This is a genomic window from Ligilactobacillus equi DSM 15833 = JCM 10991, from assembly GCF_000615765.1.
Taxonomy (GTDB): Bacteria; Bacillota; Bacilli; order Lactobacillales; family Lactobacillaceae; genus Ligilactobacillus; species Ligilactobacillus equi.
In genome coordinates this window covers 1-13,005 of sequence record NZ_BAMI01000057.1, presented here as the reverse complement: position 1 = coordinate 13,005, position 13,005 = coordinate 1, and the positions used below count along the sequence as shown (strand labels likewise).

Annotated in this window: 11 protein-coding genes and 3 pseudogenes; 5 read left to right on the top strand and 9 right to left on the bottom strand. The window is 41.9% G+C overall.

Annotated features, from left to right (window positions below; all coding sequences use genetic code 11):
- Positions 1–55: 55 nt before the first annotated feature.
- The 5 genes from cshA to JCM10991_RS09940 all read right to left on the bottom strand — a co-directional run bounded on the left by cshA (position 56) and on the right by JCM10991_RS09940 (position 4,693).
- Positions 56–1,576: a degradosome RNA helicase CshA gene (cshA, locus tag JCM10991_RS09960; RefSeq protein WP_025021376.1), complete on the bottom strand. Its 1,521-nt coding sequence runs from the start codon at positions 1,574–1,576 to the stop codon at positions 56–58.
- Positions 1,577–1,719: 143 nt separating this feature from the next.
- Positions 1,720–3,084, bottom strand: coding sequence for a UDP-N-acetylmuramoyl-tripeptide--D-alanyl-D-alanine ligase (locus JCM10991_RS09955; protein WP_025021375.1), 1,365 nt, complete (start codon positions 3,082–3,084; stop codon positions 1,720–1,722).
- Positions 3,085–3,203: 119 nt separating this feature from the next.
- Positions 3,204–3,665 (bottom strand): MarR family winged helix-turn-helix transcriptional regulator, encoded by a 462-nt coding sequence (locus JCM10991_RS09950; protein ID WP_023860466.1) that lies wholly within the window; start codon positions 3,663–3,665, stop codon positions 3,204–3,206.
- A gap of 112 nt (positions 3,666–3,777) precedes the next feature.
- The gene (locus JCM10991_RS09945; RefSeq protein WP_023860465.1) at positions 3,778–4,233 is read right to left on the bottom strand and encodes a helix-turn-helix domain-containing protein; all 456 of its coding nucleotides are present in this window, start codon (positions 4,231–4,233) and stop codon (positions 3,778–3,780) included.
- A gap of 97 nt (positions 4,234–4,330) precedes the next feature.
- Positions 4,331–4,693 carry an iron-sulfur cluster biosynthesis family protein gene (locus tag JCM10991_RS09940; RefSeq protein WP_023860464.1) on the bottom strand — a complete coding sequence of 121 codons (363 nt, stop codon included), beginning with the start codon at positions 4,691–4,693 and terminating at the stop codon, positions 4,331–4,333.
- 160 nt (positions 4,694–4,853) lie between these two features.
- Here JCM10991_RS09940 and JCM10991_RS09935 point away from each other — a divergent pair, with 160 nt between their 5' ends.
- Both JCM10991_RS09935 and JCM10991_RS13670 read left to right on the top strand, forming a co-directional pair.
- Entirely contained in the window at positions 4,854–5,228 is a 375-nt protein-coding gene (locus JCM10991_RS09935) for a pyridoxamine 5'-phosphate oxidase family protein (RefSeq protein WP_023860463.1), read from the top strand.
- A 114-nt stretch (positions 5,229–5,342) separates the two neighbouring features.
- Positions 5,343–7,270, top strand: a pseudogene (locus JCM10991_RS13670) (fructose-1,6-bisphosphatase).
- Positions 7,271–7,315: 45 nt separating this feature from the next.
- On the opposite strand, the pseudogene htpX reads toward JCM10991_RS13670, so the two are convergent.
- The 4 genes and pseudogenes from htpX to JCM10991_RS13660 form a co-directional block, all read right to left on the bottom strand.
- A pseudogene (gene htpX / locus JCM10991_RS13665) lies at positions 7,316–8,207 on the bottom strand (zinc metalloprotease HtpX).
- An 18-nt stretch (positions 8,208–8,225) separates the two neighbouring features.
- On the bottom strand, positions 8,226–8,780 hold the full coding sequence (locus JCM10991_RS09920) for a LemA family protein (protein WP_023860460.1): 555 nt from the start codon (positions 8,778–8,780) through the stop codon (positions 8,226–8,228).
- A gap of 105 nt (positions 8,781–8,885) precedes the next feature.
- Complete coding sequence (locus JCM10991_RS09915; protein ID WP_023860459.1) at positions 8,886–9,374, bottom strand: GNAT family N-acetyltransferase; 489 nt, start codon at positions 9,372–9,374, stop codon at positions 8,886–8,888.
- Between the two features lie 244 nt (positions 9,375–9,618).
- Positions 9,619–10,055, bottom strand: a pseudogene (locus JCM10991_RS13660) (GNAT family N-acetyltransferase).
- A 288-nt stretch (positions 10,056–10,343) separates the two neighbouring features.
- Here JCM10991_RS13660 and trpX point away from each other — a divergent pair.
- Genes trpX through JCM10991_RS09895 form a run of 3 tightly spaced genes read left to right on the top strand, consistent with a single transcriptional unit; the run spans position 10,344 to position 12,987 of the window.
- On the top strand, positions 10,344–11,333 hold the full coding sequence (trpX, locus tag JCM10991_RS09905) for a tryptophan ABC transporter substrate-binding protein (protein ID WP_025021374.1): 990 nt from the start codon (positions 10,344–10,346) through the stop codon (positions 11,331–11,333).
- A complete protein-coding gene (locus JCM10991_RS09900; protein WP_025021373.1) occupies positions 11,330–12,226 on the top strand; it encodes an ABC transporter permease in 897 nt (298 codons plus the stop codon). Before trpX ends, JCM10991_RS09900 begins: the two co-directional genes overlap by 4 nt.
- Positions 12,223–12,987, top strand: a complete 765-nt coding sequence (locus JCM10991_RS09895; protein ID WP_025021372.1) for an ABC transporter ATP-binding protein — start codon at positions 12,223–12,225, stop codon at positions 12,985–12,987. Before JCM10991_RS09900 ends, JCM10991_RS09895 begins: the two co-directional genes overlap by 4 nt.
- Positions 12,988–13,005: the final 18 nt, after the last annotated feature.

Here is a 13,005-nt window from a genome sequence, read left to right as displayed (position 1 = left end):
GCTTCATATTTTCACCTCCAGAAAAAAAGAGAAGCACCTTGGCTTCTCTCCTAATTTAATCTTGTTTTGTGCGAATTGTAAAGTTACGCTTACCGCCTTTTTGACGCCGTTCGAAACGATCACGAGAGCGATCCTTCTTATTGCGGTCGCCACCACGCTTCTTATCGCGCCAGTCATTGCGACTACCACGATTGTCTTTACGCCACTTGTTGTTACCACGGTAACCATTACGCTTCCCACTATTACGCCGACGTGGTAAAGGTCGTTCCGGTGTAATCTTAACAGGCACTTGACTGGCATCATCTTTGGTCATTTGGTTCAAAAGCGCCATAGCTAAAGTTTGGGCATCATATTTTTCTAAGAGTACCTGTGCTTGATCCGCATACTTGTCATCATCCGTCTTCGCAACTAAATCATCAATTTCTGCTAAGGCAGAAGCCACTTGCCCAGCAAAGGCTTCCTTAGCTGTTGGTGGCTTTAATGGTTCCATACGCTTCTTGGTCAATTTTTCAATCACACGTAGGTAGTCCATTTCATTAGGTGTTACAAAAGTTACAGAAGTCCCGTGATGTCCGGCCCGCCCGGTCCGACCAATCCGGTGGACGTAGCTTTCTGGGTCTTGTGGGATGTCGTAGTTATAGACGTGAGTCACCCCAGAAATATCTAAACCACGCGCAGCCACATCAGTTGCTACCAAGATATCTAATTGACCAGCCTTAAACTTCTTCAAGATGGTCATTCGTCTTTGTTGGGTCAAATCACCGTGAATCCCGGCAGCATTGTAACCGCGGGCTTCTAAACCTTTGGACAATTCGTCTACCCGACGCTTGGTACGCCCAAAAACGATGGTTAATTCCGGGGCTTGTACGTCTAAAATCCGCGTCATAATATCGAATTTTTCATAATCACGTGCCCGCACAAAGTACTGATCCACTAAGTCAGTAGTCAGTTCTTTAGCCTTAATTTTAACCGTCGTTGGATCTGTCATAAACTTTTCGCCGATGTTTAAAATCGCCTTTGGCATCGTGGCAGAGAAAAGCAAAGTTTGTCTTTCAGCTGGAACCTTGGCAATAATGGCTTCAATATCGTCCAAGAATCCCATGTCTAACATTTCATCAGCTTCGTCTAAAATTAAAGTTTGAACTTGACTTAAATCAACGGTCTTACGGTTCACGTGGTCCAATAAACGGCCAGGTGTCCCGACTAAAATTTGAGGAGTGTTGTTCTTTAATTGGTGGATTTGACGCCGAATATCAGCTCCCCCGTAAACAACTTGAACTTTAACCCGCTTATCTTTTCCTAAGCGGTAAAGTTCTTCTTGGGTCTGGATGGCCAATTCACGCGTTGGTGAAATAATCACCGCTTGAATCGCTCTCTTTGAAGTATCCACTCTTTGTAAGACTGGTAAACCAAAAGCCGCAGTTTTCCCTGTCCCTGTTTGTGCCTGACCAATGACATCTAAACCTGCCAAAGCCAAGGGAATCGTTTCGGATTGAATCGGTGTTGCTTCTTCAAATCCACTACGTTCAATTGCTTTTAGTAAGTCTTCTTCCAGCCCTAATTCATTAAATTTCAAAAAATTGTTCCTCCTTATATTGGAAAACCCGCAATCCGGCGGGGTTGCTGGGACTCTAACACAAGTGAATCTCCAGCAAATTAAATAACGGTTTTAAAGTGTCTTGATAATCATAGCATTAATATGCGCTTGATACAAATAGTTTACGCTTTCAGAGCTGTTAAAACATTTTCCAAGTGCATACCATGACTAGCTTTCAACATAACAATATCCTTGCCAGTCACATCTTGTTGGAGGTCGGCAATTAATTTAGTTTGTTCTTCTTTTGGATAGTGATGAATTTGCCCCGTATAACCTTGATCACGTAATTTTTGGGCTAAGTTAGCCATCAAAGAACCGTAGAGGTAGACGACCGCTAGCTTATCACCCACGATTTTTTCTGCCAAACTCGCGTGCATTTCCGGTGCATCATCCCCCAATTCCAGCATGTCACCAAGCACCGCAATTCGGCGACCATCCGTAGGCACTTGGCTGAAGGCGGCTAAAACTTCCTTAGCCGCCGTTGGGTTAGAGTTGTAAACATCGCTTAAAATGCGCAAACCATCCTGCCCGCTTACCCATTGGGTGCGGTTTTCCGTTACTTGGAAATTCTTCAAGGCTGCCATGATTTGACTTGATTCAATTTGGTATAACAGACCAACGGAAATGGCTGCTAAAGCGTTATTGACATTATAAGCCCCAAGCATTGGAATTGTAAGAACCTGATCAAAATTCGCTACCCTGAAGTTGGTAGTTTGAGCATCACTTACGATGTCTTGGGCATAGAGCTCGTCATTTTCCGCCAAACCAAAAGTTCGGGTTTCTTGAATTAAGTTTTGCGTTCTTTCCCGCAAGAGTGGTTCATCCCCATTATAAATCAAAACCCCATCTTCTTTGAGACCATGGGTAATTTCCATCTTAGCGTCAGCAATCTTGCCTCTTTCCTTAAAGAACTCAATATGGGCTTCACCAATCATGGTAATCACAGCCACATCAGGCTCAACCAACTTACTGAGGGCATCCAACTCCCCTGGATGATCCATCCCCATTTCCACAACAACCACTTCAGTATTTGGTTCCATAGCTAAAAGCGTCATTGGAACCCCAATTTCATTGTTGAAGTTAGCAAAGGTCTTTTGGACGTTAAAAGTTGTGGCTAGAATAGCAGCCGTCATATCCTTAGTTGTCGTCTTACCATTACTACCCGTAACCGCCACTACTTTGGGGTTAATCTTCATCAAATAGTACTTAGCAAGTTTTTGTAAAGCTTGCAAACTGTCTTCAACTACAATAGCTGGTAGTGTTGGCAAATCCGCATGATCAGCTTGCCATAAAGTAGCGACCGCACCGTGATCAATAGCACTTTGAATATAGCTATGACCATCATTTTCACCTACTAAAGGAATAAACAGCGCCCCTGGTTCCAAACTCCGACTATCAAAGCTCACGCTAGTAATTTCAACTTGATCAAATCCTTCCGCGATCGGAAAGTCGAGGGCTTGGGCCACCTCACTCAGTTGCATTCTCATATTTATAGGTATCCTTTCTATTTCCAGTTTCTGATTTGTCCATGTAATTGTAACGTATCTGCTCCAAAAAGGAAACCGCAAAACTAAAAATGCCCAGAAAATAACTCCTGGACATTTATCTATCTTTGGGATAGTAAGCGATTATTAGCTTCTAAAAATTCGGCAATTTGACTAATTTTAGCCACACTTTGCTTATATTCTTCCTCATTCATATTAACATGGGAGAAACAGGATTCTACTGCATCTTTAATTGGAGTTTCCGCATCTAAACCCTTGGGCGTTAATTCAATATAAACCCGACGCCCATCATCTTGACCTTGACTCCGCGTTAACCACCCTTTTTTCTCCATCCGTCGTAACATGGGCGTCAGTGTCCCGGTATCAAGTCCGAGGCGTTCACCTACTTCTTTAACCAATAAGGGCCGCTTTTCTTCCCATAAAACCAACAAGGTAATGTATTGGGAATAAGTTAATTCAAACGGCTTTAATGATTCTGAATAAAACTTACTATATCTTTTTTGAGCACTATAGATTGCAAAACATAATTCATCTTCTAGTTTATCTGGACGATGTTCTATCATAACTCTGCCTCCCTTACTTATGTATCTCTTAATTTTAATTATATTATGCACAACGCACTTTTGCAAAAAAATCTCATTAACTAAAAACCGCCACCAAAGTGACGGTCAAAAATTAAGCTTTTTCTACTTGATCATAGTCAATATCGCGACTAGCGTATTCCGCCACCAGTTTAGACATCAATTGATAAAATTGCGCTTGTTCAGCTTCATTCAAACCTTGGAAAGCCTCACTAGCAATCCGGTCACGTCGTGCTTCCAAGCCATCACGTAACTCTAAACCTTGCTTAGTTAAACGATACTTGCCATCATTTTCACTTACCAAGTCCCTCGTTATTAATTCGGTTAAAGTCGTATCAAAGTCCGCCACCTTAGTACTAGTAGCTTGCTTAATCGCAACTGCACTAGCGTCAGGATTTTGAGCTAGATAACCAACAATGAAAAAACCAGCCTTCCCTTGGTCAAGGTGTATCGGAAAATGATCATTAAGTTGGGTGTATTTTTTCAAAAGGGCTTGGTAACGGTTATATTGTTTCGACAATTTTAACAAGGCTCTTTTTTCTACTGACATACTTTTTCCTCCTCGTAACTTTGACTTACTTTATATTTTTGATTATATATGGCACAATTTATTTTTTTCAAATAAATTGCTCGCACAGATAGTATCACTAAGCTTGTGTGGACATATCCAAAAGCGCCACACTTGCGGTCAACTCACCGGAGCCATTTCCAATCAACCGTAACATTTGATTGTTAGGGTTCAATTCCAGACGCATAACCTTATCCATGTACATATCAGAGTAATCCTTGTAGCGGAAAGGACCAACATTACTTTCCAGAACTTCATTATAATCCTTGGCATAATCACCGTGCTTGACCGCCACCACTCGGAAGTTGGAATCTAAAGAGCAAACCCCAACTTTGGATAGCGATCCTACCCCATCGTCAAAATCTAACAAGAGATCGTATTTAGAATCAGTGAGATAGGGACTTAATTTCTTGCTGGCTTCTTTTGTTACTGTTAATTCCATAATTTTACCCTCCAATTTATTGACAAATTAAATTATTTTTAGTAAGTTTTTCTAAAGGTTGTGCACAATCATTGACAACGATTACATTTTAGCATATATTTAGCTTATTGAAAAGATTTATGCTTATCTTACACAAGATGAATGAAAGGATGTTTTTATTATGGCTAAAAAATTAGATGGTAACACTTTAAATGAAACTCAAATTCAATTTTTCAATGACTCCATGTTATTCTTATCTACCGCTGCTGAGGATGGCACTCCTCAAGTTGGCCCTAAGGGTTCCATGCGTGTCTTAGACGCTAACCACTTGATTTACTTCGAATACACTTACGACCATGCCTATGCTAACGTAAAAGTTAATAACAAGGTTGCCGTAGCTGGTTGGGACGCCAAAAATCACTTAGCTTTCCGTGTTAATGGCACCGCCGAAATTCACGAAGACGATGAATTCGCTAAAAAAGCCCTTGAAGGTTCTAAACTTGAAAAGGCCGCTGTAGTTGTCGTTACAATTGATGAAATTTTTGCTTTAGCCTAAGCACAGTAGACCAGGAGTTCGACCTTCTGGTTTTTTCTTTTCAAGACTGTTGAAAGCGCCTTCTAAAAAGTTTAGAATAGGTGACATGATTATGCGAAAGGAAACATTACATCTATGGACGAAATCACTAAGCTTAAACAAGAGGCCTATGCTCTTGAACTTATTCAACAAAAATTCCCTAACAAAGAAGCTGTTATCACCGAAATCATGAACTTGGAAGCCATCCTCCACCTTCCTAAAGCCACAGAACACTTTGTTAGTGACTTACACGGAGAGTATCCTGCTTTCGACCATCTCTTGCGGAATGGTTCTGGCAATGTTAAAACTAAAATCCAAGCCGTCTTTGGTGGGCGGATGACGCCAGCTTCCCTCCAGGACTTCGCTACCTTAATTTATTACCCCCAAGATAAACTCAAAGACATCACGCTTCATTTGAGCCCTAACCAATTAGAGCAATGGTATTTAGATACTATCAATCACCTCTTAGAATTGCTACGCTTTACAGCCACTAAATATACCCGCTCTAAGGTTCGGAAAGCCCTAGATCCTAGCTTCGCCTATATCACCGAAGAATTACTTTATACCAATGCCCATGAATTTGATAAGCGTAGTTATTTTGACCAACTCTTAAAAAATCTCTTAAATCTTAAGATGCTGACGCCTTTATTACTGCCACTTGCTATACCATTCAACGACTTGTAGTCGATCACCTCCACGTTTTGGGTGATATCTTCGACCGCGGGAACCAACCTGATAAAATCATTGACCGGCTAATGCATTATCATTCCGTCGATATCCAGTGGGGTAATCATGACATCTTATGGATTGGAGCTGCCAGTGGTTCAGAACTTTGTCTCTTGAACCTTTTGCGAATTTGTGCTCGCTATAATAATTTAGCGGTTGTTGAGGATGCTTATGGAATCAACCTACGCCACTTAGCAACCTTTGCCCAAGAACACTACGACGATAATCCTGGTTTTCGTCCCAAATTACTAGAAGGTGATGCCTTCAAATTCCAAGGTGACCAACTTCAACTTACCCAAATCCACCAAGCCTTAGCCATCATGCAATTTAAACTTGAAAAACAAGTGATTGACCGCCAACCTGACTTCGCGATGGAAAACCGTCTCTTACTAGATAAAATTGATTACCAAAAACAAACTATTACTATTGAAGGACATACTTATCCCCTAATTAATAGTTGCTTTGGTACAGTAGATGCGCAAAAACCTTATGAACTCTTAGCCGAGGAAAAAGAAATCATCCGTGAACTGGTGTATTCTTTCCGCCACAGTTACCGTTTGCGCCAACACCTTGACTTTATCGTTCGAAATGGCAGTATGTATTTACGATATAATGGTAATCTTCTTGTCCACGGTTGCGTCCCTGTAGACAAAAATGGTAAGTTTGTCACTTTCCATCATAAAGGACACAATTACCAAGGCATTAGCTTATTAAACTTCTTTGATAGTTTAATTCGACAAGCTTATTTGAATGAAGCAAGTCAAGATGACCAAGACTTACTTTGGTATCTATGGCAGGGGCCAATTTCACCTCTTTTTGGTAAACAAGCCATGACAACCTTTGAACGCTACTTTATCGCTGATAAGACTACTCACCAAGAAATTCGGACACCTTACTTCGAATTACGTAAAGATTATGACTTTGTTTGTCGTTTATTACAGTCCTTTGGTTTAAATCCTGAAACTGGTCACGTAATTAATGGCCACACTCCCGTTAAGCGTGGCCACTCTGGGATTATGGCACAGGGAAAAATGTTAGTCATTGATGGTGGATATTCTAAAGCCTATCAAAAGACCACTGGTCGTGGGGGCTACACCTTACTTTCCAATTCCTATGGGCTAGTTTTAGTTTCCCACCATCCCTTCACTTCCCGCAAGGATGCTATTCAAAATGATCATGATATCATCTCCACGACACGCGTAGTCAACCATGAAACGACCCGTAAACTGGTAGCTGACACCGATATCGGTCAACAACTCCAACAAAAAGTAGACCTCTTGCGTTCCTTGCTTAATTAAGCCAAGCTAAAAGGGCATGACCTATGCAGTCATGCCCTTTAACTATTACATATTCCGTAAGCGTTCGATACGCTTTTCCATTGGTGGGTGAGTATCAAACAGACTCGTCCAAGAACCATCCTTAAAAGGATTAGCAATGTACATGGACGCACTAGCTGTATTGGCTTCCGTCATCGGCTCACTGTTAGAGATTTTTTGCAAGGCACTGATTAATCCCAGAGGGTTTCGGGTAAGCTCCACTGCCGAAGCATCCGCTAGATATTCCCGATTACGTGAGAGTGCCATTTGCGCCAGGTAAGCTGCAATCGGCCCTAAAATCAAGGCTAAAATTGAGACCACCATCATAATGACCTCCAAACTTCCTCCTTCGCGATCATTATCACGACGACGCCCCCCACCAAACCACATAGCCCGCGTTCCGATATCTGCTAATAAGGAAACCGCCGCTGATAAAGCCAAAGCAGTGGTTTGAAGACGAATATCGTAGTTGCGGATATGGGAAACTTCGTGGGCCATAACCCTTCCATTTCCTCGCGATTCAGCCTCTCTAAAATCCCGCGCGTAGCGGCCACAGCCGCATGTTCTGGATTAGGTCCCGTCGCAAAGGCGTTAGGACTTGGATCATCGATAATGAAGACCCGAGCATGGGAATTTGCGCCACCATAGCCATATCTTCAACCATGTGCCATAATTCTGGCGCCTGATCCGGACTGGTAATTTCTTGACCGTGATTCATGGCCATGACGACATCAGCAGATTGGCTCAGCATAATTAACATGTAAACCAAGGCAATAATGAGAGCTAAAATAATCCCAGCCGTACTCGAACCGAAAAAACTATAGCCAATTCCCGCGCCAATTAAAGCTACCAGGAGAATAAAACCTAGCATCACATAAACGGTCTTACGTTTATTTTTGGCAATTTGTTGATAAAGCATGCGGTCACCTGCTTAATCTTAGAAAGAAACCTTTGGTGCCACTTTAGCTTCTTGGGGAACTTCCAAGTATTCAACTTTCGTAAACTTATGAATCTTAGCCACCATATTAGATGGGAAAGTCAAGAGCTTTTGGTTGTATAAAGCGGCACTGGAGTTGAAAAGTTGACGAGAGTAGGAAATTTTATTTTCCGTGTTAGTTAACTCTTCCATCAACTTAACAAATTCTTGGTTAGCCTTTAAATCAGGGTAAGCTTCCGCCAAAGCAAAAATCGTTTTTAAAGAATCCGTAATTTGGTTGGAAACTTCCATTTTTTGTTCATGTGCATCCGCTGGTAAAGAATTCATTTGATTTCTTAAGTTCACTACTTGTGCTAAAGTTTCTCTTTCGTGCTTAGCGTAACCTTTGGTGGTTTCAACTAAATTTGGAATCAAATCGTTCCTTCTTTGTAATTGAACATCAATTTGACTCCAAGATTCATCAGTATTTACTTTGGCTTTTTGAAGGCCATTGTACATAGCAATGTAAATCAAGGCCAAAATCACAATTACTACAAGTGTAATTATCAAACCCATATCATCTTCCTCTTTTCTAAATTTTTAGTTACCTATTTCGTCTTTAATATAGCAAATTTTAGCCCTTAATTAAAGAAATTTACTTGAATTTAGGAGATATTTAACTTAGTCGAAGCGTCGCCCTAAAATTTCTAAATCCCGCTTTTGACCATCCAATTGGGCAACTTGTGGGAGGTGACCCCACCTCTCAAAGCCATACTTTTCAAAAAGAGCTAAACTTGGCCGATTATGACCAAAAATATAAGCAACAATCGCTGAAATTCCCAAATCATTAACTTGATTTAAGACAAATTCTAAGGCTTGCGTCCCCACTTTTTTCCCGCGTGCCTTTTCATCCAAATAGATAGCAATTTCAGCAGTGTATTCATAGGCCTTACGCCCATAAAAAGGCTCAAGCCCAACCCAACCTAAGGTTTGCCCCTCTGCTTCAATCATCCATAAAGGATGACGGGCATCAAACGCGTCAAACCAAACTTGACGATCAGCCACCGTGATTGGTTCTAAGTCCGCTGTCGCCAAACGGCTGGGAATTATTTGGTTATAAATGTCTACAATCGTTGGTAAATCTGTTTTTTGCGCTAATCTAAACTCCATAAACTTTTCCCTTCTTTTCTTTTAGAAAAAGCCCTCCTTTCCAAGGAAAAGAGGGCTTTAATTGGCATCAATTAAGATGGACTAATTGGCAAATTTCCACATAGGCCAAGTTCGTCAGACACGCTACAAAATCCGGTAGCATCATGTGTCCCCATTCGAAATTAACCACTAGTTGCCGCAGCAAAACAAATTTCTTTGTCTGGTTTTTCTCGACTCATCGCATACCCTATATTATAGATAAATTCTATCCTAGTTGCAAGTCCTTATCCATACGGTGATGGGGAATGTCAGCATCTAAAAACCCTCTCCAACCACATGATAACCTAATTTAAGATAAAATTCTTGAGCTTGGTCTTGGGCACCTAAAGTCAGATAAGGTACCTGAGAAGCCCGTGCATCAGCTTCAATGGCCAGGAGTAACTTCTTGGCTAAACCTTGACCACGATAAGCCTTCTTCGTAGCCACTCTTTGCAAGTGCCAAGCCCCATCAGCTTCGACCTTAGCTCGCGCAGTCACTACCGCTTGACCATTAACATATCCCGTATAATGGCGCGGACCTTGTTCACCTTCAATTTCTAAAGCCATATCGACACCTTGTTCTTCCACAAAGACTTCTTTGCGAATTTGTAAGGCATCTTGATAAATTTGACTGTTTAAATCATAGCTTGTTTTGATTTCCAATTTTTTACCTCTTTTCTATTGACAAGTTCTATCTCATTAAATTATAATCGAAACATAAATAAACGGAAAGGAAGAATTACTATGACCTACTCATCATTGCAAAACATTAATCGTTGGCAAAGCCGGTAGAGTTGTATCTGGGTACAGATGCGACTCGCAACAGAGCGTCGTATCTGTGCCGGTTAATTTTTCCATGCCTGCACAGACCATATCTGTGCAGGTTCACTAAAAAGCGTTCCTGCAAGCAGGGACGCTTTTTTTCATGAAAAATTAAAGGAGGTATTTATTATGAAACGCTTAATTGCCAGCTTAGCTATTTTATTTTCATTTTTAACTTTTGCTTTGGTAAAACAAACCAACGACCAAAAGCAAAACACCAAACCTATTATCGGGATTTTACAATTAATGAGCCACCCAGCCTTAGATGAAATTCACCAAGGTGTTGTGGCAGGTTTAAAGAGCGAGGGCTATAGCAACGGAAAAAACATCGAAATTGATTATCAAAATGCTCAAAACGATCAATCTAATCTAAAGTCAATGAGTGATCGATTTAAAAATAAAAATGCCACGCTGATGATTGGTATCGCCACTCCAGCTGCCCAATCACTCGCTAATGTGGCCGGTAATACTCCAGTAATCATGGGAGCCATTAGTGACCCCGTAAAAGCCAACCTGGTCAAATCTCTCTCTCATCCCGGTGGTAACGTTACTGGGGTTCAACACGTCGAACCAGTTAAAAAACAGGTGCAAATGATTAAGTCCCTCTCTCCTGACATAAAAACCATGGGCGTCATCTACACCTCTAGTGATGACGCTTCGACCGGTGAGGCTAAGGAATTTATGCACTACGCCAAGGAGGCTGGGATTAAGACTCAAGCCTACACCGTAACTTCTACCAATGACATTAACCAAGTCGCTGCTACCATGGTAAGCAAGGTTCAAGGTGTTTACGTGCCAACAGATAATACTATTGCCTCCGGAATGTCGACTTTAATTAAGACCACCGATACTGCCAAGATTCCGGTTTACGCAGCTGCTGATACCATGGTTAAAAATGGCGCCGTAGGAACCTTCAGTGTCAGCCAATACCAAATGGGAGTCTTGACCGGTAAAATTGCCGCTCAGGTTCTCAAAGGTAAAAAGCCCGCTGATATTCCGGTCCAACACACCGAAAAAGGCGTCTACTCTATCAACCTCAAAGCTGCTCAAAAACTTGGAATCTCTATTCCAGAAGATATCTTACAAGTGGCTCAAAAGAAAGGAAGTGTCTACAAATGAGTTTAATCGTTTCTGCAATCGGCCAAGGTTTCTTATGGGGAATTTTAGCCCTCGGCCTCTTTTTAACTTTTAGAATCTTGGATTTCCCTGATATGACCGTCGAAGGGACCTTTCCTTTCGGGGCTGCCGTCTGTGTGGCTGCTATTACTCACGGTCTTAATCCACTTACAGCTACCCTCTTGTCTTTAGGCGCAGGAATGTTAACAGGTTTAATTACCGGTTTACTCTACACCAAAGGTAAAATCCCGATTCTTTTAGCCGGAATTCTGGTAATGACAGGGGTCTACTCTATCAACTTACGCATCTTAGGTAAGGCTACTTTAGGGCTCTTAAATAAACAGACCATCTTATCTGCACCTTTCTTAGCTAACCTACCGGAAGGTTTCGCCTCCGTCTTTATCGGCCTAATCTTCGTGGCGATTGCCATCACCCTCTTAGGCCTCTTCTTATACACCGATTTAGGACAAGCCTTTATCGCCACAGGTGACAATGAAAAAATGGCCCGCTCCTTAGGGATTAACACTGACCGTATGAAAATTTTAGGTCTCATGGTTGCCAACGGACTAATTGGACTAGCTGGCGGTCTTATCGCCCAAAATAACGGCTATGCCGATGTCAATATGGGGACCGGGACAATTGTTATCGGCCTGGCCGCAATCATCATTGGGGAAGTAGCTTACGGCGAATTAACCTTAATTGCCCGCTTAGTGGCCGTTATTTTAGGAAGCATCCTTTACCGTTTTGTCCTCTTAATTGTGTTACAACTCGGGTTTTCCACCAACGACTTCCGCTTAATTTCCGCCCTCGTCTTAGCCTTGTGTCTGATGTTACCCCTCTTCCAAAAGAAATTTAACTTTGGTCGCCTCTTAAAGAAAGGAGTTAGTCGCCCATGAGTCAAGCCATCTTAACCCTCAAAAATATCGATGTAACCGTCAACCTCAATACGAGTGAAGAAAAACGCATTCTCAAAAATCTCAACTTAACAGTTAATAAGGGGGACTTCATCACCCTTTTGGGAACCAACGGAGCTGGGAAGTCCACGCTATTTAACACCATCAACGGCAGCATCTTCCCTACCAAAGGTCAAGTCTTACTCGCTAATCAAGACATCACCAACCAACCAGAAGTTAGTCGCGCCAGCCAAATTGCCCAAGTTTTCCAAGACCCTAAGATGGGAACGGCGCCACGGATGACCGTTTCTGAAAATCTCCTTTTAGCCCAAAAACGTGGCCAAAAGCTCGGGTTGAAATTACGGGGGTTGCGCCAACAAAAGGACTATTTCTTAAAGATAGCTAGCCAACTACCCAACGGTTTAGACCAACGTTTAGATACCCCCACTGGTTCTTTATCAGGAGGACAAAGACAAACCTTGAGTTTCTTGATGGCGACTTTAAATCAACCCCAATTATTGCTGTTAGATGAACACACTGCCGCTTTGGATCCCAACACCAGTCGCCAATTGATGGAATTAACCAACCAAGTTGTGCAAGAAAAACAACTAACTTGCATCATGATTACCCACCAATTGGCCGATGCCCTTAAATACGGGAATCGGACCATTGTTTTAAAGGATGGCCAAATTGTCTTAGACCAGGCCGGGCAAGCCAAAAAAGACCTTACTGAAGAAGAAATCCTCACTTATTTTGCGGACTAATCCGTCAACTACCCCATT